At 70.1% G+C, this 756-nt stretch carries 1 protein-coding gene and 1 pseudogene; both read left to right on the top strand.

Features of this window, described 5'->3' with window-relative positions:
* Positions 1-483: AAA family ATPase (locus tag KUM32_RS42685; RefSeq protein WP_374227627.1), on the top strand; the 483-nt coding region annotated here is incomplete at its 5' end.
* A gap of 18 nt (positions 484-501) precedes the next feature.
* Positions 502-756, top strand: a pseudogene (locus tag KUM32_RS42680) (ABC transporter permease); the annotation flags it as partial.

Below are 756 nucleotides of genomic sequence, written 5' to 3'. Positions count from 1 at the left end.
GTCCACGACCCGTCCGTGCTGCTGCTCGACGAGCCGTTCAACGGCATGGACCCGCGCCAGCGGATGCAGCTCATGGACCTGTTGCGACAGATGGGCGCCGAGGGGCGCACCGTGCTGTTCTCCTCGCACATCCTCGAGGAGGTCGAGCAACTGGCCGCGCACATCGAGGTGATCGTCGCCGGTCGGCACGCCGCGTCGGGCGACTTCCGCAAGATCCGCCGGCTGATGACCGACCGCCCGCACCGCTACCTGGTGCGCTCCAGCGACGACCGTGCGCTGGCCGCCGCGCTGATCGCGGACGCCTCCACGGCGGGCATCGAGGTGGACGCCGCGGAGGGCGCGCTGCGCATCCAGGCCGTCGACTTCAACCGGTTCACCGAACTGCTGCCGCGCGTCGCCCGCGAGCACGGCATCACGCTCCTCACGGTCTCGCCTTCGGACGAGTCCCTGGAGAGCGTCTTCTCCTACCTCGTCGCGGCATAACGCAAGGAGCCCTCAGCGATGTACAACCCCACGGTCGCCCGGCTCACCTACCGGGCGTTGCTCGGCCGGCGCCGCGCGCTGATCCTCTTCTCGCTGCCCGCGCTGCTGATCGTGATCTCGATCGCGATCCGGCTGATGACGGGCGCCGACGACGCCACCGCCGACGCGATCCTGGGCGGCTTCGCGCTGTCCGTGATGGTCCCGCTCATCGGCGTCATCGCGGGTACCGGCGCCATCGGCCCGGAGATCGACGACGGTTCGGTGGTGTACCTG

It is taken from the genome of Streptomyces sp. AC627_RSS907, from assembly GCF_019049165.1.
This window is presented reverse-complemented; position numbering and strand designations above follow the sequence as displayed.